Here is a 19676-nt window from a genome sequence, read left to right as displayed (position 1 = left end):
ACCGCTTGGGTCCCTCGAGAAGGGTGTGGTGGGTGCCCCTGCACCAGACGGCGACGGGGTGCCGCTGTCGTGGGGCAGGGGTGAAGACTCACGACAGCGGAACGGGCGGACCCCTGGGTGTGACGATCTGCAGGGCGCAGCCCAGATCGTGGAGGTCTCGCTGGAAGAACCGGCCCGGTCGACCCAGGGGGCGCCGGGCTGCCACCCACGGGAGGACCTTGGTCAGCAATCGGCGGATCGGTGCGACCAGCACATCGACCAGCGACCACCACGCGTGCTCCCCGTGGCGCAGAAGAAAGTAGGTCACGACCGCGGCCAGCAGGTGCAGCAGCAGCATCAGCCAGTGGGCGGTCTCGGCCGTGGAGAGGCCGGCGAACAGTGGCCCCGGCGGCGGATGGGTGTGGCCGGGCGCCGGTTCGATCCCCCGCAGAACGCGGGATCCGACTCCAGCGGTGTTCCCACCGGAGGAGGAAAACAGCAGGTGATAGGCCCCCTGACTGAGCAGCACCGCACAGCCCAGCCGCACCGGACCCATCCGGTGTCCTGCCAGCAGCACGCAGATCCCCACCGCAATGGCTACCGACGCCACCACGACCACCGGGTCCGGCGCCGCCCTGTCCACGGCGAAGTGCGAGGCGGCTGCCAGTGCGGTCGAGAGCACACCGGCGAGACCACCGCGCACCACGCGCGCGAGCAGACTCACCGGCTGTGGCCGGTGGACCGTCTGCCTCTCCGGTTTGGCGGTGTCTGGTTTCCGAGTGCTCGTTCCCCGTGGGGGCGGGGTGGTCATGGCGTGGCCGGCCTCAGATCTCGGTGGCGGCGATGACCGGCAAGGTGGGGGTACTGGAGCCCCCGGCCGGTTCGATGGTCATGGCGATCGCCCCGGCATCGGCGACGTCGCCGTCCAACCAGGTGCGTACCTGTCCGCCAGTGAAGCGCGCGTCCGGGACCGGGACGTCTTCGTCGATCAGCCACAGCTGGTACTCCCGCCCCTGCCCGGGGTCGGGCAGGTCGGTGGAAACGAACAGGGCGGTGTCCTGCTGCTGCGACACGAGTAGGGTGGCGGGCCGGCCCTCCACCTCGATCCGGTGGGTGGTGATGTCAGAAGCGGTCAGCAGCCGGTGCTCCCGCTGCTGCTCCTGGGCGAGAAGTTGTTGCTGTTGTCGTTGTTCCGACTGCACCCCCAGTCCCCACCCGCCCAAAGCGATTCCCGGGACGAGCGCGGCGGCGGCGGCAACGGCCAGCAGCCGACGGCGGCGACGCCGATGGGCCTCCAGGGACACCACCTCTGCCCCGTTATTACCCGTGCCGCCTGCGGGCAAGCCCTCTTCTGTCGTACCGGCGCGGGGGCTTGTTCCCGTATCTGTCGACACCGTGACCACCTCAGCGGGCGTCTCCTCCGCGGAGGCAAGCAACGGTCGGGTGCTGTGGATGGCCCCCAGTACGGTGGCCCGCAGGGCGGGCGGGGGATCCTGGGCCACCACCTCTGCTAAGTGGGCCGTGACCTCGGCATAGTCGGCCAGCTCCACCTGGCACCAGGGGCAGCCTGGCAGATGGTGCTCGAAAGCGGCCTGTTCGGCCGGCTCCAGGGCGTCCACGGCGTAGAGGGCGGCCAGCTCGTGCGGTTCGCCGGTGGCCGCGGTGGGATCATGGATGTCGCTCATGGTCGCACCCCCAGTGCGGTGCGCAGCCGGTGCAGGCCATCGCGAATCCTGGCCTTGGCCGTGCCCACAGGGATTCCCAGGCGCCGGGCCACCTCCTGATAGGTGCACCCCTGGTAATAGGCCAGTGACACGGCCTGGCGCTGCAGCGGAGTGAGCGCCTCCAGTCCAGCCTGTACTTCCTCGGTATCGAGGGTCTGCTCGACTTCCTGCCAGGTCTCATCGGCCGGTGTTCCCACCCGGCGGTTCTCATAGCTCTGTTCCCGGTCCCTCTCCCGCGCCACCTGCCGGACCCGGTCCACGGCACGGCGGTGAGCCAAAGTGCACAACCACCCCAGCACGGTCCCGCGGGTCGAATCGAAACGAGAGGCCTGTTGCCAGGCCATCAGATAGGCCTCCTGGAGGACTTCTGTGGCGATCTCCGGGGAACGGGACACCCGCAGCGTCACTCCGTACACGGTGGATGCAGTGGCGTCGTAGAGGCTTGCGAAGGCCGCCTCATCACCGTCCCCGCTGCGCCGGAGCAATGTCGCCAGATCGATTTCTGCCTCATCGCGGGAGGCCGCCGGCTTACCGGTAGGGGAGGACTGGTCCGCGAAGCCGGAGCGGCCCGGCAGATCGAGGGAACGGTCCGGGCGCTCTTCCCGGCGGGGGTGGGGCTCAGTCATCAGATCCCCCCGTTCATTCCATCGGCGCCGGTGCCCCATCCCGGACGGGGACATGCTCGGTGTGAACACTGCCACAGCCTGACAGTGCTTCGCCATCGACGCCGCCCTCCGCCACCGCCCCGGCCCCAGCGAGGCCCTGCCGAGCAGGCCCCTGGGCAGGGTCCGGTCGTGTCTGCCGGAGGCCAGAAGCGGAGATGGATTCTTCACATCTACTGTTCGTCACCGCCCCCGAAATGGATGGGTACGCCCGCACTGAGGACTCAAGGAACAAACCGGAGGAGGGGATGGCTCGGGCCGACGGCGTGGTCGCGTTCCAAGTCGTGAACAGGCAGGGCGATCAGTTATAACCCCGGGGAAAATCCGGGGCGGAAATCTCTGCTACCTCACTCAGAACAAGGCATCCCGCACATCCCAAGGCTCAGGAACTCTTCCCACTTGGTGCGATGACGGTTACGCTCGTGAACGGCCCTGATCGTAAGAGGGCTGATGAAATCGGTGCCGATCACTGTGGGGGCTTGTTCTCCACGGCGCGGTGACGGAATCTGCGGGCACTGCCGTGGGCTGTCAGCGTGGTGCTGGAACTTTTTTCGAAGTTTTTTCCCGGACCACCCATCCGGGTGGTGATCGGCTCCGAACCCCCCATGCACACACCCCAGTGTGCGAACCCAGCACGACGAAGGAAACGATCATGAACACGAAGATGCGTCTGCTCGCCGTTCCCACCCTCGCCCTGAGCGCCATGGCCCTCTCAGCGGCTCCTGCCCTGGCCGCCGATCACGGCCATGACTCCTGGTCCACCCAGGCCACCCTGAACACCCTGAACAACTCCGGCACCACCGGCCAGGCCATGGTCGATGTGCAGGGCAACCAGGCCACCGTCACCGTTGACGTCTCCGGTGCGGCCGAGACGTTCATGGACGGGCCGTTCCCGCACGCCCAGCACATCCACATCCAGGGCCAGGGCACCTGCCCCGGCCCCGAGGCCGACGCCGATGGCGACGGCGTGGTCAACACCACCGAGGGCCACCCCTCCTACGGGATGATCGGCACCTCGCTGACCACCGAGGGCGACACCAGCCCCGACTCCGGCCTGGCCGTGGAGCGCTTCCCCGGTGGCAGTGCGTACTCCTACGAGCGGACCTTCGAGCTCGACGCCCCCACCGCCGAGTCGCTGAAGAGCGGCACCGCCGTGATCGTCGTCCACGGTGTGGACCCGGCGAAGATGCCGGCCGCGGCCGCCGAGAAGATGTCGGATCTGGACCCGGCGCTGCCCGCGGCCGCGACCCTGCCGGCCGCCTGCGGCACCCTGACCGCCACCCAGATGGGGGCCATGCCCGAGGGCGGGGCCGACACCGGGGTGGCTCAGGAGACCGGTTCCACCACCCAGACCGCGGCGCTCGGCGGCGGTATCCTGGCGGCCGCCGCCGGCGCCGCTTGGGCCCTGCGCCGGCGTGCCGCCCGCGCCTGAGCCCTCCTCAGCTGATCCCAGCTGAATCCGAGGCTCCGATTCCCATGACGGAATCCCGATCCGGTCGCCGCGCAGGTTTCACCACCTGCGCGGCGACCGCCGCCCTCCTGTTGCTTGCCGGGTGCACCGGCGCCACCGGCCCGGAAGCCGGGGCCACCAGTCCGGCCCCGTCGGCCGCGGCGAGCACCCCGACCACCGAAGCCACCCCGACGGCCACCCCGGCACCGACCGCCTCCAGCCCGACCCCGGCTTCCACTGCGCCCGAAAAACCACCAGTACTGGCCGCCTCCGACCCGATCTCCCTGACGATCCCGGCCACCGGCACCGCATCCGAACTGCTGCACCTGGGCCTGCGGGACAACGGCTCCCTCGAGGTCCCACCCGAAGGCCCCGGCTCCCCGGCCAGCTGGTACACCGACTCACCCACCCCCGGCGAACGCGGCCCGGCCGTGCTGCTGGGCCACGTCAACGCCACCGGCGGCGGCCCCGGAGTCTTCGCCGACCTGCGCGCCCTGGAACCCGGCGACACCATCGAAGTCACCCGGGAAGACGGCGCCACCGCAGTGTTCGCCGTCGACCGCGGCGAGCAGTACGGCAAGGACGACTTCCCCACCCTTCAGGTCTACGGCAACACGGCCGGCTCCGAGCTGCGACTGATCACCTGCGACGGCTACGACCCGGCCACCGGGGAGTTCGACGACAACTACGTCGTCTACGCCACCCTCACCACCTGACCCGGGGGGGGGGGTGCACCCTGCCCCGTAAGCCCAGCCGTTTGCTGCGGTACCCGGGGCTGCAGAACGACGCTGGATGTAATGCCAGGACCGGTGGCCGGCCACTGACCACGTTCCTTTTGAGCGTTCGCCCCGGGTTCTTCGGCCCAGGTCTTTGTCGGTTGGTCACGGGCGGGACCTTTTCTTCGGGTGATTCCCCGGAGCATGTCTGGTGCGTCAGTGGGGTCGTCGATGTCGGCGTCCCGTGCCCGCGAAACGGGACATCATTGGGCCGTAGACGCGGAGCAGTCCGGGGTGAGGGCGGTGAGGACATCGTTCCTGAGCCGGGCGAGGTCCAGGGTTTGGCCTTCGGCCAGGCCGTGGACCCGGACCCAGTTCCGGGCCAGGGACCGGAGCCGGTCGTGACCCCGGTCGGTGTCGGCGTGGGTCGCCCCGACCCGCGCCTGACCGCGCTGACCGGTGTTGGGGCCGGTGAAGGAGATGACGGCCACCGGGCTGGAGGCTAGGCCCACCTCACCCTGGACGGCCGCGATGGTGCGCCCGTGGAAGTGATCCCCGGGGCGTAGATCCCACGCGCGTAGGGCGGCCGTCGGCCCCCCGGGCTTGGTGGTGTTGTCTTGGGCTCCTGGGGGCACCGCCTCCTGGGCCTCCCGGGGACGCTCCTGCACGGGTGCTGTCGACATCATGTCGGATCTCCTCCACCGGCACCCCGGGATCCGTCCCGTCGTCGACGGGAACACCGGCTCTCCGGGGCTGCTTCCGCAGTACCCGTAGCGCTGGGACCTACAGGTAGCGGTCGTTCATCAGTGGTTCGGAGCGAACCGGTCCGTGGACGGGTGTGCTTGCCGGGAACAACCGCGCTGCCTTGAGCATCGCCAGGGTTGGTCCCCGGAGCGCCGGGTTGGTCCCCGGAGCGCCCGATGGGAAGGAAAGAGGAGAACATCACCGGGCTCACCCATCCGTTTCCGCCACGGCGACGAAGAACAGATGCACGGGTCAGCACCACGACTCGCCGCACCGCAGCAATGATTCGAGGCCGTTGCCCCGTCACCGGAGCGGCAGTGCGTGGACCGCCCCGAGCCCGACAACAAACGTGGGATCAACTGGACCCACATGATCGCTGCGCGTAGGCCCCCGGATCCTCCGGGGCCCAAGCTCGGTGCCATAGGCGCCGGCTGGTGTTCTCCGAAAGGAACAGTCATGAAGCTCAAGCAGGCCATGGTCATCGTCGTACTGGCAAGTGCTGCAGGCGGTCTCACCGGCTGCGGCGCGCAGAGCGGGCCGTCCGCGTCCGTACCGTCCGACTCCTCTTCGAGCGCGGCCTCTACCGCCGCCTCCTCGGTGCCGGCAACACCGGCGTCCTCAACGCCTGAGGCCAGTTCTTCGGCATCTGCGACCGCCGAAGATGTCGTCATCACGATCAAGGATTTCCAGTACGAGCTCCCCGCATCGGTCGCCCCCGGGGCCACAGTCACGGTGATCAACGAGGACACCGCCCCGCACACCGTCACCGCCGACAACGACGGGGCGTTCGACGCCGTCGCCGCCGGTGGTGAGACGGTCACCTTCACCGCCCCCGAGGAGCCGGGGGAGTACCCGATCATCTGCACCTACCACCCCCAGATGTCCGCCACATTGGTCGTCCAATGAGCCGGCCCACCCGGTCACCGGCCCGGATGCGGAACGGGGCTTCGATGCTTCTGCTGCGGGTGCTGATCGCGGCCGCGCTGGTGGTCACCGCCGTCATCCACCTGCAGCTGGCCCCGGGCTATCAGCAGGTGCCCCATGACGGAATCGGGCAAGGCACCCTGTTCCGCGCCCAGGCCGTGGCCTCCCTGGTGGCGGGCTTCTACGTCCTGGTGCGGGGCACCCGGTCCGCCTACCTGATCGCTGCGATCACGGCATTGTCGGCACTGGCCGCGGTGCTGATCACCCGCTACGTGCCGCTGCCGGCGATCGGCCCGCTCCCGCCGATGTACGAACCGGTCTGGTACACCGCCAAGACCCTCTCCGCCGTCGCCGAAGCCATCGCCGCAGCCCTGGCCGGTGTGGCCTACCTGCTCCTGAGCCGGGCCCGGGCACACGCCCGACAGGGCCCGGGGCTCCGGGAAGTATTCCCCGAGCACCCCTCCATCCCTTAGCCGGACCGCACGGACAGCGACGTGACCGGAGCGACAAGAGAAGTACGCGGGGCTGCTGGTGGCCTCGCGGGGCCCTCGACCCGCCTCGACACCACGTCCGCGTCCACCCCCTCTCTGTCAGGGTCCCTTCGGTGCTCTCGCGCCCGTGCGGGTCGTGACCGCACATCACCCCTCACCTCGGCGCCTGTTCCGTCTACTGCGGCACCACCGCCGGCCGAACCGTCTTCAAAGAACTCACCATGACCGGATCCACCACCGTCGACCGCCCCCGGAGCACCGCCCCGGAGGCGCACCTGCCGACTTTCGCCCGCCACCGGCCCTTTGCCGTGTTGCTGCTGACCACGGGGGTGATCGGCTGGATCGCCTCGGCCGTGCTGGTGCTCGAGCGCTTGGCGCTGTACCGGGACCCCGGATATGTGACCAGCTGCGATATCAACCCGTGGGTGTCCTGCGGGCAGGTCATGGGCACCTGGCAATCGGAGCTGTTGGGATTCCCCAACCCGTTGCTCGGGATCGTCGCCTTCGCCGTGGTCATCACCACCGCCATGGCGCTGCTGGCCGGGGCGAGATTCGGGCGCTGGTACTGGGCAGGGCTGCAGATGGGGGTCACCCTGGGCGCGGTGTTCGTGATCTGGCTGCGGTCCCAGGCGCTGTTCTCGATCTATGTTCTGTGCCTGTACTGCCTGATCGTGTGGGCCGCGATGGTCCCGCTGTTCCTGCTGCTCACCGTGCGCAACCTCGCCCACGGCGTCATTCCCGCCCCGGCGGCCCTGGTGCGCTTGGCTTCCGAGTGGGTCTGGATGCTAGTGGCCCTGAGCTACGTCGCGGTCGCAGCCTCGGTGTTCTTCCGGTTCTTCACCGCCTTCACCGGTCTATGAGGCGGGGGTCCCGGGTCGTTGTCGGGTCAGCTGTTGGGAGACCACCATGGCGCAGTGGCCGGCCAGGATGCCTCCGGCCCACAGGGTCTGCCCGTCGAAGGCGTCGCGGGCATCGGAGTACAGCGTGAGTACGACCGTCGTGTCCGGGGTCTCCAGCAGCGACATCCGGTAGGTCAGCAGACTGGCCACACCGAGTTGTCGACTCGCTCGGGCACCGAATCGTGGCCACCGGGGGTCCTGGGCCAGGTGGGAGGCCAGATGGACGGAGCCTGGCAGGTCTGCCTCCACGCCCGGGCCCGAGCCGAGTTCACGCTGGAGGGCATCGACCTGCTGGGCGACCGGGGCGGTGGCCACCAAGGGGCGCCACTGCCCGTGCCGCAGCAAGGTCACGCTGGCCCACCGGGCGCCGCGCAGATCGTGCACGGCGGCGCGGGCCACCGCGGCCACCGCCGCACCCCCGGACAGGGTCTGCAGGCGCTGGTTCAGCCCACTCAGCACCCGGTTGATCTCCGTCAACTGCGCCGGGGAGTTGTTCATCAAGGGTGTAGGAATGCTCATGCCGACCTCCAGGAAAGGGAAATGGGGCAGGGTCGCCCCCGGAGCGCCACCACCGGTGCCACGCAGGAGTGCCTTCCGAACCAGCCGAGAGCGCATCTGCACACCGGTGGCAGGCACCACCCCGGGTTCCTGTCACGAGCCCGACCCTCGATGACCGCAGTAGCGAAGGCCGGCACATCGTGAGCCCCCGCCCCGCGGGGACGAGCGGCACCTGCGCTCCTATGGTCAGTTCGGAGCGAACCCCGGTGCGGATGGGTGGAACCCTCGATCGCCCGCCATGGAGTCACCGCCATGGTGCGGCGCACGGGCACCACCGGCAGCGGAGAGTTCCCGCTCGGGGATCGCACCGCAGCACAGGGATCCTCCGGAACGGACAGCAGTACACCGTTGTCGCCGGGCGTGGATGCCGGTGCTGGAAGGCGACGAGAGAAAGGTTTTCCGGAATCTGCCCGGATCCACCCATCCGCACGGTGATCGGTGCCGAACCACAGATGCACGCACCCGCCGGAAGCATGACCATGACGAAAGGCACAGCCGGCGAAGCGGCCATGCAGTGATGCGCATTCCGGATGCCACCTGCATGAACACCCAGAAGTTACTGGAAGGTAGCGGTTGACCCTCAGCTCACTGCATGTACGGTCGTAAACGGCATGCGTGATCCCCGCCACCCCCAATCGGAAGGACACCCCATGACCAAGAAGATGCTTCTCGCCGCCCCCGCCCTCGCGTTGGGCGCCCTGTCGATGGCCGCGGCCCCGGCCACCGCGCACGAGTCCGACATGGTCTCGACCCAGGCCACGCTGAACACCCTCAACGGCTCGGGCACCACCGGTGAGGCCATGGTGGACCTGCACGGGTCCGAGGCAACCGTGTCGCTCAACGTGAGTGGTGCGGCCGAGACGTTCATGGACGGGCCGTTCCCGCACGCCCAGCACTTCCACATCGGCGCCCAGGGCATGTGCCCGGGCCCGGAGGCCGACACCGACGGCGACGGGGTGGTCTCCACCCCGGAGGGCCAGCCCTCCTACGGCATGATCGGCGCCTCGCTGACCACCGAGGGTGACACCAGCGCGGACTCGGCCCTGGCCGTGGAGCGCTTCCCGGGCGGGTCGGCCTACACCTACGAGCGGACCTTCGAGGTCAACGCCGAGACCGCCGAGGCGATCAAGAACGGCACCGCCTCGGTCGTCGTCCACGGCGTGGACCCGACCCTGCTGCCGGCCGCCGCGGCCGAGAAGCAGTCCTCGCTCAACCCCGACCTGCCGCTGGCCGCGACCCTGCCGGCCGCCTGCGGCACCCTGGCCTCCACCCAGATGGAGGCCATGCCCGAGGGCGGGGCTGACACCGGCGTGGAAGGTGTGGCCGAGAACGGCAACACCGCCGGATTCGTCGCGGCCGGTGCCGCAGCGATGGTCGCCACCGGCGCCGGTGCGCTGGCGCTGCGCCGTCGTGGCGCCGGTGCTCGCTGAGCCGGTAGTCGAACCAGCACGCATCACTACGTGATGTCGGCCTGAGGGCTGTTGCACCCCGCACGGGGTGCAACAGCCCTCAGGTCGTCTCAGCCCCCAGCAGCGCGGACGACCTCGCACACGCCCATCCGGTCGCAGAGATCATGGCGGGGCGGGAAGGCCCCATTGAGACGCTTAGACCGCATCTAACAGACGTATTAGGACGCTACTTTACATAATCGCGCTTATCGGCCACCGGTCACAGGGGAGTTCTCGCATCTGTTTGGAACTCCCGTCCGGCCGATTCAACGGTGACCAAGACCAGATTCCAGTCGATCTTGAGGACACGCAGGTACCGCCGGCGATTGGAGCCGATCACCCTGAAGGGTTCAAGAGGCGCGGTGGCCGGTCAGCACTAACCGGCGGGTGAGGCCCGCGCCACGGGCCACGACGCGCTCGAGAGGTCCCTGTCCGAGGGCGCGGTGCCAGGCGGTGGCGAAAAGCGCGGCCACCCCGATCTGGAGGAGGAACCACAGGTAGGGCTGGTCGTAGTGCACCTCGGCGGACAGGGCCAGCAGATGAGCCGAGTACAGGGTGAGGGTCATGGTGCCCATCGCGCTCAACGGCAGCAACCAGCTCCCGAAGCGGCGGGTGAGCAGGAGGAAGCCCCCGAGCACGGCCGCCCCCGAGCCCAGGCCCATCGCCAGGGCCAGAGGGGTGTTGGTGTGCGGGCCGGCGATCGCCAGCCACCACCAGGTGGTGGTCGGCAGCACCGGGTCCGGGCCGAAGATGATGATGTCGTCGATCCCGTCCTCGGTCAGGGCCGGGGTGTGGGTCATGAGCTGGTCGTAGCCGCTGGCCTGGAGGATCAGCGCCCAGTAGGCCAGCCACGCCACCACGGCGACCCCGAGGCCGACCAGCAGCAGGCCGGCCTGCACCTGGATGCCGGCCAGGTTCAGCCGCCCGATCCCCAGACCGGCCAGCAGGTAGGCCAGGTACGGCAGGGCGGGGTAGGTGCCGGTCAGCAACAGGTGGGCGAGGGTGGCCCCGGGGGCGGCGGCCAGGTCGGCGAAGCCGGGGTTGAGCGCCGCGGCGGCCGGCAGGGCCTCACGGGTGGCGTGCATGAGCACCGGGGCGGCCAGGGCGAACACCGCCGCCCAGCCGAAGAGGGCCTTGGCGGAGAGGCTCAGGAACGGGATGGCCAGGACGAAGAAGGCCCCGTAGTAGATCAGGATGTTGATCGCCGGGATCTCCTCGGCGGTGGCGCCCGGGATCAGCGGGTTGATCGCCAGGCCCAGGGCGGTGATCAACCCGGCCCGGACCAGGATCCCGGCCCGGGTGGCGGTCATCGCCCGGCCGGTGTGGGCGGTGCGTCCTCCGGAGGTGAAGGCCAGGCTCACCCCGGCCAACAGCGCGAACAGGGCGGCGGAGCGTCCGGCGAAGAGAGTCCACTGGGCGGTGGGGGCGAAGGTCTCCGGGTCCCAGGCGGGCAGGATGTGGATGGAGACCATGCCTATCAGTGCCAGGCCGCGGGCGGCGTCGATCCCGACCAGCCGCCGCTTGCCCGTGACGGGCTTGGTGCCCGGCTCGTCGTCGGAGGCTCCCGCGTAGCTCGTCCCCCACGGCGTGGCTTCGTCGGCTGCTGGGGCAACGGCTCTGGGACGGCGGTCGGATTCACTCATGACAGGTGTGGGCTCCCCCGGGTGATGCGGCGGTGAGCCCCCCGGCCCACCGGTCCGGCCCAACCGGCCCAGGACCCCTACCACTGGACCAGGTACAGGTATGCCCCAGTTATCAGCAACCTGTGTATACACTGGGAACCCCCGGCTGACTGGGCAAAATGCCTCCGGGGCGTTGAGTTGACCGCCGCGACTCCGGGTGATCCCCCGGCCAGAACTCAGGGGACGGCACGACGCGCAGCCGCGCCATCAAAGAACGCCCGGTCTGTACCCCGGTACTGACTGGCCCTCCAACGGTCGTGAACCTGTCACGACGCGACGACCCACAAGCATCGCTTGACCTCCTGAGTCCGGCGGACCCGCAGAGCACCACTGAACCCATCGCCTCCCTGGCACACAGGAGCAGGGCCCGACCCCTTCCCCAGCGTGGGCCGGGCGTGCGATGGTGCAGCCGTGGCTCTTGTCACCACAGGTCAGACCGCGGTAGGAACGACCACAGGGATGCCCCGTGAGAAGCATCCAGAAGGGACACGATCCGCGGTCTTCGCATCGAGCGGTGATCCGCGCCGACGACGATGCCCCCACCCCTACTGCGGTGTCCCAGCAGCGAGAAATTATCCCTCCCGAATACGCAAGGTCTCCCCTGGAGCCCGGGCGAGGAGGCGAGGATTCGCCCCGCCGAGACGAAAGGCAACCGATGCACCCCACTCCCCACGACCCCCACCCCTCCACATCGGAAGACGAGACCACCCAGGACCGCTCGAACCCCGCCGCAGACACCCCGGACGGACTGGCCGATGCGGAAACCGCTGAGAAGTTCCAGCAGGCCGTCGAGCACCGCTTGAACGAGCCGGCCCCTGACGAAGAGTCCGGCGCCGAAGAGCAGCCCGCCGATACGGGCGCCGACGACGACAACCCGGTCACCGTGGACAATCCGGAATAAGACTCCACGAAGCAGTTCCCCAGTTGCTCGAGCTGGGACGGGGCGGTGACCGCACCCGCCGGTGTCGCCGTGGATCGGTGAGGTGAGAGTATCGGTGTTGTGCGCAGTTTCGGTGTCGAAGAAGAGCTCCTGCTGATCGAGGAGTCCTCGCTGCAGCCGATGCCGATCGGCCAGTACCTCGTTGACCACCACCACGGCCCCACCGGCTCCGGGCACCGGCTGGGCGTGGAGTTCCAGCAGGAACAACTGGAAGTCGTCAACCCGCCGTGTATGACCCTGGGTGAACAGCTGGAGACCATCCGGGCCGGGCGCGCCCTGGCCGATGCCGCCGCCGGCGAGGTGGGCGGACGGGCGGTGGCCCTGGCCACCGCACCGGCCCCGGCCACCACCCATCTGGTGCCCGAGCACCGCTTCGAACAGATCGCCGCCTGGGGTGGGATCACCTCCCGCCAGCAGCTCACCGGGGGTCTCCACATCCACGTGCAGATCGACTCCCGCGAAGAAGGAGTCGCGATCCTGGACCGGATAAGGATTTGGCTGCCGACCCTGCTGGCGATCAGCAGCAACTCCCCGTACTGGGACGGCACCGACACCGGCTTCCACAGCTACCGGTACCAGCTCTGGAACCGGTGGCCCGCCACCGGACCCACCGACATCTTCGGGTCCGCGACCGCCTACGACCGCCACTGCGAACACCTGCTGGCCTCCCGGGTGCCTCTGGACACGGGCATGCTCTACTTCGATGCCCGCCTCAGCGCCCACCACCCCACCGTGGAGATCAGGGTGGCCGATGTCTGCTGGGACCCCGAACACGCCGCGGTGCTCGCGGGCCTGGTGCGAGCCTTGGCCGAGACCAGCGCCCGCCGCTGGCGGGCCGGACACCCACCTGCCCCCGTGTCGGTCGGCGTACTGCGGGCCTGGATGTGGCAGGCCAGCCGTTGCGGGCTCGAGAGCTACCTGATCAACCCGCACACCGGCACCCCCACCCCCGCCGGGGATGTGGTGACCCACTTGTTGGAGCACCTGCACCCGGTACTCACCGAATACGCCGAACTGGACGCGGTGGAGACCGTGCTGACCACCATCCTGCGCGAGGGCACCGGAGCCCACCACCAACGCGAAGCACACGGCGCCGAGAAGGACCTTGCCGAGATCATCCGGGCGGCGCTGTCGGGCATCGCCTGAGGACCAACCAGAGCGAACCCCACCGCTGCGGGGTCCTCGTCTCGGGCTTTGAGGGCGTCTCCTGACAGACCGGCGATGGTCAGGCTGGCCCGGGCGGACGCTTCAGAGAGTCCACGGCCACACCGAAGCTTCCCTGCTTCGGGCTTCCTGGGCAGACCTTCTATCAACGACGACGAATCTGTTTCTGCTCCTTCTGCTGACGGTCCTCTCACGAGCCATATGTCATTCCGGGTTGCGTCCTGATCGGCGACGAAGACACTGCCGTCATCCACGCCATCCATTGGTGCGTCCGTACCGGTCCCTGTCGGAGCTCGGTGCTGTGGTGGACGGTCCGGCAGGCGCGCCGGCAGCGTCAGCGCCCGGAGGCCCCGCGGCGGCTCCGCTGACAGCCGGGCGCCGGCTGCGCCCTGTGTTCCTGTCCGCCGCTGGGGTGGAAGGCGCGGGCCTACTGCTCGGCGGGGTGGGCTGGTTCTTCCCCGGGGGCGGCTTCGACGTGCTCAGGGCCGGCCGCGGCGTCCTTGACGGCGTGGCCGCCGAACTGGTTGCGCATCGCCGCGATCATCTTCATCGCCGGGGCCTCGTCCTGGCGGGAGGCGAACCGGGCGAACAAGGCGTTGGAGATGGCCGGGACCGGCACCGCCAGGTCCAGGGCGGCCTCCACCGTCCACCGGCCCTCCCCGGAGTCCTCGGCGTAGCCGGCCAGCCGATCAAGGTGCTCGTCCTCATTCAGGGCGTTGACCGCCAGGTCCAGCAGCCAGGACTTGATCACCGATCCTTCGCGCCAGGAGTTGAAGGTCTCGCGCACCGAGGTGACGTGGCCGGCGGCCTCGAGCAATTCCCAGCCCTCGGCGTAGGCCTGCATGATCGCGTATTCGATGCCGTTGTGGACCATCTTCGCGAAGTGGCCCGCCCCGTGCTCCCCGGCGTGCACGAAGCCGAACTCCCCGGCGGGTTTGAGGGAGTCGAAGATCGGCTGGACCTTCGCCACCGTGTTCTCGTCCCCGCCGACCATCAGGGCGTAGCCCTGGGTGATGCCCCACACGCCCCCGGAGACCCCGCAGTCGAGATACTCAATGCCCTTCTCAGCCAGCTTCCGCGCCCGCGGGGCGTCGTGGACCCACCGGGAGTTCCCGCCGTCGATGATCACATCGCCTTCCCCCAGCAGCCCGGCCAGTTCCTCGATCACCGGATCCACCACCCGGTCCGGGACCATCACCCACACGACCTGGGGTTCGCGGTCGATCCCCTCCACCATCGCGGTCAGGTCCTCGACGTCGGAGAGATCCGGGTTGGTGTCGTAGCCGATGATGGTGTGCCCGGCCTCGCGCAGGCGTTCACGCATGTTCCCGCCCATCTTGCCCAGCCCTACCAGTCCCATCTGCATGGTGGCTCCCCTCGTCGGTCCTACGGTGTTCGGGCGGTACTCCCCCGGAAGCCGGTGCGACGGGCCCGGACCGTCCCGGAGCAGTGGCGCGAGGTGCGGGGCAGTCCCTTCCGGCGCGGCCCCGCCCCCCGGGGGTGCTCATCACGTTCTCACGGTGCGCCCGGCGTTGCCACCGGTGCTGGGCCTCCAGGTCGTGGCGTCTTGCACCTTGTCCCTGGTCGGTGGCTCCTGCGTGAAGAATCCACGGAGCTGTCCTGGGCGTTCTTGGACCCGCACCCGAGCAGGACACGGGGAGGGTATGCAGGGGCTTGTCCTCGTGGTGCGGCCCCTGGCCGGAGAGCGGCCGCACGACACAGTCTCGGAGTGGTGCGCTCAGCCGTCCTGGTTCTGCAGGCGCTGGACCGGCATGCGTTTGCCCTGCTCGCCGGTGGCGCGGTTGTCCTCCTGAATCTTGCGGAACCATTGGGCCGGCTCGGTGTCCCTGGCGGCCTTGGCGTCACTGGGGTAGGTCTCCATCGTTCCCACCACCCGCAGAGGGGCCTCCAGGACGGAGATCAGATCGTAGTCGGAGTTCTTTACGGGCTCTGGGTCTCATCGGCCACGGTCTGCGCCTTCCTGCTCATCGCGGACGTGCTGACGTACCTGACATGCCGATCACGCGTGGCGACACCCATGCTAGGGACTTCCCCCGGGGGGAGAAGCGACAGGCCATCCCCCCGGGGGCGGTGTATGTCCGGCGCCCGAACTGTCGGAGCGGACCTGACGCTGACCAGCAGAAACACCGCGACGGCACCAGTATCGATAACGATGCAATCACGACCAGCCAGTAGTCCCCGCGAGAAGGGTGTTACGCCTTGTCGCCCAACCAACAGTGTGCTTAGGGTCGAAGGGCACGAGCCGAGGTCACCGCGGACACCGACTCCGGGGGTGGCCACATCCACCATCAGGAGGCACCCGATGACCATTCCCCACCGACACACCACCCGCCTGGCCGTCGCCGGTCTGGTCGCCGCGGCCGGACTCGGCCTGGCTGGTTGCGGCAACGAGGACACGGGCACTGATGTCGAGGACATCACCGAGGGCGAGGTGGCGGAGTCCTCCCCGGCCGCTGAGGCCACCGACGGCATGACCGGGGCCGTGCCGCCGGTCACCCCGTACCGGGGCCCGTACAACCAGCAGTACTACGACGAGCAGCAGGTCTACGAAGGCCAGGAAGTCGCCCTGACCGGGGAGGTCGAGGAGGTGCTCTCCGACCAGGCGTTCGAGATCTCCGATCCCGACGACGCCGAGCTGGGCTCTCTGCTGGTGCTCCACACCTTGGAGGAGCCCCCTGCTCTGGAGGACGGGCAGCTCGTGGAGGTGGTCGGCGCGGTGCAGGCCTCCTTCGATCCGGCCACGGCCGCCGAGCAGCTGGGCATCGAGCTCAACGCCGAAGGGCTCGAGGACCACCAGGACGAGGGCTGGGTCCAGGCCACCGAGGTCAGCACCGACATGCCCACCGACGCCGCCACCGAGGGCGGCATGGGCGGGGGCGCCACGGACTCGCCGTAGTCGTCGTGGCACTCCCGATCGGGAGCCTGATCTCCGGCCAGGACCGTGAACCGGGCCACGGGATTCTGTTTGCCGCAGAGATCATCCGGGGCCGCCGACACGTCGGCGGCCCCGGATGACGTCCGTGCCCTGCGGGTGTGCTCATCTCGCTGTGCCGCAAGGGCAGAGCATGACTCGCCGGGGTGTGCCCCGGCACATCCCGTGGTGCGCTGCCGGCTTCCCCGTGGACCTCTGGTGTCGTGGTGATGGCCTATTCCACGACACCGCAGGCCAGCCGGGATCCGGCGTCGCCAGTGCCCAGGGTGTCTTCGTCCGGGCCCTCGGGGGCGTAGCGGTCGGAGATGTTGGCGTAGTTGTCGGTGCCGGTGTGGATCATCACCGCGCTGCCGTCCTCGTCCCGGAGCTCGTCCAGGGCGAACCGGTCGGTGAGGGTGACCAGGTTGCCCTGTCCGCTGTCGGTGACGTAGAGACTGGGCAGGTCACCGGCGTGGTCGGGGTGCTCGGCCTCCTGAGCCCCGAGGTGTCCGCCGGCGGAGAGGAACGCCCCGGTCTCGGCCGGGTCATCCGGTGCCGCGCTGTCGGGCACGCACAACCCGGTGCCGTGGACGTGGAAACCGTAGAACCCCGGTTCCAGGCCCTCGACCTGGGCGGCCACTTGGACGCCGCCCTGGACGTCGGAGAACTGCACGGTCCCCACATCGGCGTCCTGGGTGTTGCGCAGGCTCACCGTGAGGGTCTCACCGGTCTGTTCGGTGTCCGCCTCGTTGTCGGTGGTGTTCCCGCACCCGGACAGCGCCACCACCCCCGCCGCTGCCACGAACGCCGTGAACCGTGTGCTGACCTGCATGAGAACTCCTCCGGCACGAATCGAACAAGGGTGTTTGCTGCGACGCTATGCCCGGGCACCGGCCCGGAGCAATGGTTGCCCCACGCCCACGATGAGCTGCACCGGCACCTGCCACGGCACGCAATGCCACGGAGTAACCGGTCTGGGGTCCTGTGAATGCCCTGGTGAGAGGCGTGATCGCCGGACTACAGTGAGGACACTGGTGGATTTGATCCGGTGTGCGGTCTTCCGCGAGCCCGCCCCCTGTTGGAGGAGAGGCCATGAGCACCACAGTGGAGACAACCATCGTCGTGGACGTGCCGCTGAGCACCGTGTACAACCAGTGGACCCAGTTCGAGGAGTTCCCCCGGTTCATGGGCGGGATCGAGCAGGTCAACCAAATCGCCGATGACCGGTTGCGCTGGGTGGCCCGGATCGGCGGGGTGTCCCGGCAGTGGGAGGCCCAGATCCTGGAACAGGTCCCGGACCGCAAGATCGCCTGGGCCGCCACCGAAGGGGCCCTCAATGCCGGGACGGTGAGCTTCGAGGACGCCGGGAAGAACCGCACCCGGGTGCACCTGGTCCTGGAGTACGAACCCGAAGGTCTGGTGGAGACGATCGGGGACAGGCTGCACCTGGTGGAGAACCGGGCGCAGCAGGACCTGGAGCGGTTCAAGGAGTTCATCGAAGCCCAGGGCGAGGCCACCGGGGCCTGGCGCGGATCCGTGCACGAGGACGCCGAGGTCGGTACCCCCGGGGTGGAGGACGCCAAGGCGTTCAGGGGAGACGGCGCCGGGACCCGGCCGGCCGGCACGGCGGGTGCGGGTGCGGCGGCCGCGGAAGCCGCCAGCGACGATGCGGAGGAGTCAGAGACACCCGCCTGGCCACCGGGTGCCACCGAGGGCGGCACCGGGGCGCCCCGTGCTGAGGACGACGCCCCCGTGCAGGCCCGGGGGACTGGGGCCGCGTTCGAGGCCGAGGACCCGGCCGCTGCGGGGAGCCCCACGGAACCACCGATGGCCCCGGAGGACACCACCGGCGCGAGCAAGGACGCCACACCGCAGTCGAGCGTCCACGGTGACACCTCGTCCTCGGAGGAGTCGGTGCCGCCGGCAGACTCCGCCGAGGACCTCATCCCGTCCACCGGGGCGCCACGGAGCGCGGCGGATCCGGACATCACCGACCAGCCCCTGGATGTGGACGCCCCACTGGACGCCGAACCACCCGCCGGAGCGGGCCCCTTCACGGGACCTCCGGAGGCCGCGGAGGACACCGCGGGCGCCAGGCAGGACACCGCGGGCAGGCAACCGCCGACTGCCTATGACATGGCTTCCCCTACCGAGACACCAGACAAGCCCCGGGTGGATGCCCCGTTGGACGCCGAGCCGGTCCCGCCGTTGGAGACCCCGCCGGTGGACATGCCCGATGCCGCACCGGGGACGGGTCGGTCCCGGGTGGACCCGGTAACCGGGCGGCCGGTGGAGGAGAACCGCCCCGGGGAAGGCACCCTCTAACCACCGTCCAGTGCCGTGGCAGAACGATCACCGGCTGCGGGCACCGGAGGGACAGGAGTGAGGCCGTGCGGCAGATCCAGGACCGGGTGGAGGCAGGCCGGCAGCTGGGTCAGCGTCTGATGGGCCTGCGCGGTCCAGATGTGGTGGTGCTGGGGTTGCCCCGGGGCCGAGTACCGGTGGCCGATGAGGTGGCCCAGGCCCTGGAAGCGCCGCTGGATGTGCTGATGGTGCGCAAGCTCGGGGTGCCCGTCCACCCGGAGCTGGCGATGGGAGCCATCGGCGAGGAAGGCCTCCGGGTCCTGGATGAGCGCATCATCGGTCACTTCCAGATCACCGGGGCCCAGCTGCAGGAGGTGGAGGAGCGCGAGCGGGTCGTGCTGGCACAGCGCACGGCCCGGTTCCGGGAGGGCCGGGCACGACGGGAGCTGTCCGGGCGCACAGCGGTGATCGTTGATGACGGGATCGCCACCGGCGCCACCGCACGGGTGGCCTGCCGGATCGCCCGGCATCTGGGGGCGGCCACGGTGGTGCTGGCCGCCCCGGTGGCCGCCCCACGCGCAGTGGAGCAGTTCAGCGAAGCGGACGAGATCGTGGTGCTGGCCACGCCACCGGACTTCCAGGCCGTCGGCTACCACTACCGCGGCTTCTCCCCCACCCCGGACGAGGACGTCATCGCCGTGCTGGACGCCGCCGCCCGACCGGGCCCGGGATAGCGACCCCCGCCGTACATTCTGGCGTTTCTCAGGTCAACCCTGCGGCGTGCACCTACCCGTGGGTTAGGGACATATTGGCTGGTACCAGGCATCCGTCCTTGTGGTCGGGCGGTTCGCATCCCTACGGTGGCCAGACGGAGGCGGGTAGTTCAGCCCCTGGGGATGTGTTGCACGCGATGAAGGGTGCCGTCATGGGGGAGATGCTCTCCGTTGTTGTCCAGATTGATCTCCACGGGGCCGATGTGCGCCTGGTGGTCACCGGCACGGTCACCGATGCCACGCAACGGGCCTTGCACCCGCTGATGAGCCGGGCCCGCAGCATCTT

At 69.4% G+C, this 19676-nt stretch carries 20 protein-coding genes; 11 read left to right on the top strand and 9 right to left on the bottom strand.

Going from position 1 to position 19676, the window contains the following annotated elements:
* Nucleotides 1-88: 88 nt before the first annotated feature.
* From ACZ2G1_RS18660 to sigK, 3 genes are all read right to left on the bottom strand, one after another.
* The gene (locus ACZ2G1_RS18660; RefSeq protein ID WP_470377757.1) at nucleotides 89-703 is read right to left on the bottom strand and encodes a hypothetical protein; all 615 of its coding nucleotides are present in this window, start codon (nucleotides 701-703) and stop codon (nucleotides 89-91) included.
* Nucleotides 704-803: 100 nt separating this feature from the next.
* Nucleotides 804-1664, bottom strand: coding sequence for an anti-sigma factor (locus tag ACZ2G1_RS18655; protein WP_470377756.1), 861 nt, complete (start codon nucleotides 1662-1664; stop codon nucleotides 804-806).
* Nucleotides 1661-2329 carry an ECF RNA polymerase sigma factor SigK gene (gene sigK / locus ACZ2G1_RS18650; RefSeq protein WP_470377755.1) on the bottom strand — a complete coding sequence of 223 codons (669 nt, stop codon included), beginning with the start codon at nucleotides 2327-2329 and terminating at the stop codon, nucleotides 1661-1663. Before sigK ends, ACZ2G1_RS18655 begins: the two co-directional genes overlap by 4 nt.
* A gap of 688 nt (nucleotides 2330-3017) precedes the next feature.
* Between sigK and ACZ2G1_RS18645 the strand changes: the two genes are divergently transcribed.
* Complete coding sequence (locus tag ACZ2G1_RS18645; RefSeq protein ID WP_470377754.1) at nucleotides 3018-3797, top strand: hypothetical protein; 780 nt, start codon at nucleotides 3018-3020, stop codon at nucleotides 3795-3797.
* Nucleotides 3798-3841: 44 nt separating this feature from the next.
* Nucleotides 3842-4531, top strand: a complete 690-nt coding sequence (locus ACZ2G1_RS18640; protein WP_470377753.1) for a class F sortase — start codon at nucleotides 3842-3844, stop codon at nucleotides 4529-4531.
* A 263-nt stretch (nucleotides 4532-4794) separates the two neighbouring features.
* Here ACZ2G1_RS18640 and ACZ2G1_RS18635 read toward each other — a convergent pair whose 3' ends face one another.
* Complete coding sequence (locus tag ACZ2G1_RS18635; protein WP_470377752.1) at nucleotides 4795-5217, bottom strand: hypothetical protein; 423 nt, start codon at nucleotides 5215-5217, stop codon at nucleotides 4795-4797.
* 514 nt (nucleotides 5218-5731) lie between these two features.
* Here ACZ2G1_RS18635 and ACZ2G1_RS18630 point away from each other — a divergent pair.
* From ACZ2G1_RS18630 to ACZ2G1_RS18620, 3 genes are all read left to right on the top strand, one after another.
* Nucleotides 5732-6181 carry a cupredoxin domain-containing protein gene (locus tag ACZ2G1_RS18630; RefSeq protein WP_470377751.1) on the top strand — a complete coding sequence of 150 codons (450 nt, stop codon included), beginning with the start codon at nucleotides 5732-5734 and terminating at the stop codon, nucleotides 6179-6181.
* 44 nt (nucleotides 6182-6225) lie between these two features.
* A complete protein-coding gene (locus ACZ2G1_RS18625; RefSeq protein ID WP_470377750.1) occupies nucleotides 6226-6672 on the top strand; it encodes a hypothetical protein in 447 nt (148 codons plus the stop codon).
* A 239-nt stretch (nucleotides 6673-6911) separates the two neighbouring features.
* Complete coding sequence (locus ACZ2G1_RS18620; protein ID WP_470377749.1) at nucleotides 6912-7550, top strand: vitamin K epoxide reductase family protein; 639 nt, start codon at nucleotides 6912-6914, stop codon at nucleotides 7548-7550.
* Here ACZ2G1_RS18620 and ACZ2G1_RS18615 read toward each other — a convergent pair.
* Nucleotides 7545-8108, bottom strand: a complete 564-nt coding sequence (locus tag ACZ2G1_RS18615) for a hypothetical protein (RefSeq protein WP_470377748.1) — start codon at nucleotides 8106-8108, stop codon at nucleotides 7545-7547. The two genes, ACZ2G1_RS18620 and ACZ2G1_RS18615, sit on opposite strands and share 6 nt — an antisense overlap.
* A 689-nt stretch (nucleotides 8109-8797) precedes the next feature.
* Here ACZ2G1_RS18615 and ACZ2G1_RS18610 point away from each other — a divergent pair.
* Complete coding sequence (locus ACZ2G1_RS18610; RefSeq protein ID WP_470377747.1) at nucleotides 8798-9577, top strand: hypothetical protein; 780 nt, start codon at nucleotides 8798-8800, stop codon at nucleotides 9575-9577.
* Between the two features lie 368 nt (nucleotides 9578-9945).
* Here ACZ2G1_RS18610 and ACZ2G1_RS18605 read toward each other — a convergent pair whose 3' ends face one another.
* On the bottom strand, nucleotides 9946-11238 hold the full coding sequence (locus ACZ2G1_RS18605; protein ID WP_470377746.1) for a heparan-alpha-glucosaminide N-acetyltransferase domain-containing protein: 1293 nt from the start codon (nucleotides 11236-11238) through the stop codon (nucleotides 9946-9948).
* A gap of 694 nt (nucleotides 11239-11932) precedes the next feature.
* Between ACZ2G1_RS18605 and ACZ2G1_RS18600 the strand changes: the two genes are divergently transcribed.
* Nucleotides 11933-12178: a hypothetical protein gene (locus ACZ2G1_RS18600; RefSeq protein WP_470377888.1), complete on the top strand. Its 246-nt coding sequence runs from the start codon at nucleotides 11933-11935 to the stop codon at nucleotides 12176-12178.
* A 99-nt stretch (nucleotides 12179-12277) separates the two neighbouring features.
* Nucleotides 12278-13363 (top strand): glutamate--cysteine ligase, encoded by a 1086-nt coding sequence (locus ACZ2G1_RS18595; protein WP_470377887.1) that lies wholly within the window; start codon nucleotides 12278-12280, stop codon nucleotides 13361-13363.
* Between the two features lie 445 nt (nucleotides 13364-13808).
* Here the strand turns inward: ACZ2G1_RS18595 and gnd are convergent, their stop codons facing one another.
* Nucleotides 13809-14747, bottom strand: a complete 939-nt coding sequence (gene gnd / locus ACZ2G1_RS18590) for a phosphogluconate dehydrogenase (NAD(+)-dependent, decarboxylating) (RefSeq protein ID WP_470377886.1) — start codon at nucleotides 14745-14747, stop codon at nucleotides 13809-13811.
* A gap of 372 nt (nucleotides 14748-15119) precedes the next feature.
* The gene (locus ACZ2G1_RS18585) at nucleotides 15120-15263 is read right to left on the bottom strand and encodes a hypothetical protein (RefSeq protein WP_470377885.1); all 144 of its coding nucleotides are present in this window, start codon (nucleotides 15261-15263) and stop codon (nucleotides 15120-15122) included.
* A 441-nt stretch (nucleotides 15264-15704) separates the two neighbouring features.
* Here ACZ2G1_RS18585 and ACZ2G1_RS18580 point away from each other — a divergent pair, with 441 nt between their 5' ends.
* On the top strand, nucleotides 15705-16298 hold the full coding sequence (locus ACZ2G1_RS18580; protein WP_470377884.1) for a hypothetical protein: 594 nt from the start codon (nucleotides 15705-15707) through the stop codon (nucleotides 16296-16298).
* A 250-nt stretch (nucleotides 16299-16548) separates the two neighbouring features.
* Here ACZ2G1_RS18580 and ACZ2G1_RS18575 read toward each other — a convergent pair whose 3' ends face one another.
* Nucleotides 16549-17145 carry a superoxide dismutase family protein gene (locus ACZ2G1_RS18575; RefSeq protein ID WP_470377883.1) on the bottom strand — a complete coding sequence of 199 codons (597 nt, stop codon included), beginning with the start codon at nucleotides 17143-17145 and terminating at the stop codon, nucleotides 16549-16551.
* A 260-nt stretch (nucleotides 17146-17405) separates the two neighbouring features.
* Between ACZ2G1_RS18575 and ACZ2G1_RS18570 the strand changes: the two genes are divergently transcribed.
* Complete coding sequence (locus tag ACZ2G1_RS18570; protein ID WP_470377882.1) at nucleotides 17406-18638, top strand: SRPBCC family protein; 1233 nt, start codon at nucleotides 17406-17408, stop codon at nucleotides 18636-18638.
* A 65-nt stretch (nucleotides 18639-18703) separates the two neighbouring features.
* The gene (locus ACZ2G1_RS18565) at nucleotides 18704-19351 is read left to right on the top strand and encodes a phosphoribosyltransferase (RefSeq protein WP_470377881.1); all 648 of its coding nucleotides are present in this window, start codon (nucleotides 18704-18706) and stop codon (nucleotides 19349-19351) included.
* The last annotated feature ends 325 nt before the right edge of the window (nucleotides 19352-19676 follow it).

Source organism: Kocuria sp. KKT182, assembly GCF_055635395.1.
The sequence above is the reverse complement of the archived record's forward strand: the minus strand, read 5'-3'. Positions and strand labels throughout refer to the sequence as shown.

Coding starts and splice junctions, on each gene's coding strand:
- ACZ2G1_RS18655 (WP_470377756.1), bottom strand. CDS start 1,664: ATGAGCGACATCCATGATCCCACCGCGGCCACCGGCGAACCGCACGAG.
- sigK (WP_470377755.1), bottom strand. CDS start 2,329: ATGACTGAGCCCCACCCCCGCCGGGAAGAGCGCCCGGACCGTTCCCTC.
- ACZ2G1_RS18645 (WP_470377754.1), top strand. CDS start 3,018: ATGAACACGAAGATGCGTCTGCTCGCCGTTCCCACCCTCGCCCTGAGC.
- ACZ2G1_RS18640 (WP_470377753.1), top strand. CDS start 3,842: ATGACGGAATCCCGATCCGGTCGCCGCGCAGGTTTCACCACCTGCGCG.
- ACZ2G1_RS18635 (WP_470377752.1), bottom strand. CDS start 5,217: ATGATGTCGACAGCACCCGTGCAGGAGCGTCCCCGGGAGGCCCAGGAG.
- ACZ2G1_RS18630 (WP_470377751.1), top strand. CDS start 5,732: ATGAAGCTCAAGCAGGCCATGGTCATCGTCGTACTGGCAAGTGCTGCA.
- ACZ2G1_RS18625 (WP_470377750.1), top strand. CDS start 6,226: ATGCTTCTGCTGCGGGTGCTGATCGCGGCCGCGCTGGTGGTCACCGCC.
- ACZ2G1_RS18620 (WP_470377749.1), top strand. CDS start 6,912: ATGACCGGATCCACCACCGTCGACCGCCCCCGGAGCACCGCCCCGGAG.
- ACZ2G1_RS18615 (WP_470377748.1), bottom strand. CDS start 8,108: ATGAGCATTCCTACACCCTTGATGAACAACTCCCCGGCGCAGTTGACG.
- ACZ2G1_RS18610 (WP_470377747.1), top strand. CDS start 8,798: ATGACCAAGAAGATGCTTCTCGCCGCCCCCGCCCTCGCGTTGGGCGCC.
- ACZ2G1_RS18605 (WP_470377746.1), bottom strand. CDS start 11,238: ATGAGTGAATCCGACCGCCGTCCCAGAGCCGTTGCCCCAGCAGCCGAC.
- ACZ2G1_RS18600 (WP_470377888.1), top strand. CDS start 11,933: ATGCACCCCACTCCCCACGACCCCCACCCCTCCACATCGGAAGACGAG.
- gnd (WP_470377886.1), bottom strand. CDS start 14,747: ATGCAGATGGGACTGGTAGGGCTGGGCAAGATGGGCGGGAACATGCGT.
- ACZ2G1_RS18585 (WP_470377885.1), bottom strand. CDS start 15,263: ATGGAGACCTACCCCAGTGACGCCAAGGCCGCCAGGGACACCGAGCCG.
- ACZ2G1_RS18580 (WP_470377884.1), top strand. CDS start 15,705: ATGACCATTCCCCACCGACACACCACCCGCCTGGCCGTCGCCGGTCTG.
- ACZ2G1_RS18575 (WP_470377883.1), bottom strand. CDS start 17,145: ATGCAGGTCAGCACACGGTTCACGGCGTTCGTGGCAGCGGCGGGGGTG.
- ACZ2G1_RS18570 (WP_470377882.1), top strand. CDS start 17,406: ATGAGCACCACAGTGGAGACAACCATCGTCGTGGACGTGCCGCTGAGC.